The 358-nt window shown below is 31.0% G+C and carries 1 protein-coding gene; it reads right to left on the bottom strand.

Annotation, left to right across the window (positions count from 1 at the left end; all coding sequences use genetic code 11):
* Positions 1 to 101: 101 nt before the first annotated feature.
* The coding region (locus G5B32_RS16990) for an ATP-binding protein (RefSeq protein ID WP_165292678.1) at positions 102 to 358 on the bottom strand (257 nt) is incomplete at its 5' end.

Here is a 358-nt window from a genome sequence, read left to right as displayed (position 1 = left end):
GTGTAAATGGAAAATAAGAATGCAGCAAAATTGGTAATTTGGAGTGCAACATATTTGGCAATAATAAATACACAATCCATTTCAAAAGTATGCTATAAAATTTATTTGTCCAAGAATGATTTTCTATTCTGCAATCTATAGCTTTCTCCTGTTAGATTTATGACTTCGCACCGAAACAAAATTCTATCTAAGAGTGCCGTTGCAATCACCTCCTCTTCGAGCATTTTAGCCCATTCAGTTGGTTTCTTATTAGTGGTTACGATAATAGATGTTGATTCATATATTTGATTAATAAAATTAAAGAAGCCAACTGCAACATTTTTTTCTAAAGGGAAAAGCATAACATCATCAATAATGA

Source organism: Sphingobacterium sp. SGL-16 (genome assembly GCF_011043515.1).
In the GTDB taxonomy this organism is placed as follows: Bacteria; Bacteroidota; Bacteroidia; order Sphingobacteriales; family Sphingobacteriaceae; genus Sphingobacterium; species Sphingobacterium litopenaei.
This window is presented reverse-complemented; position numbering and strand designations above follow the sequence as displayed.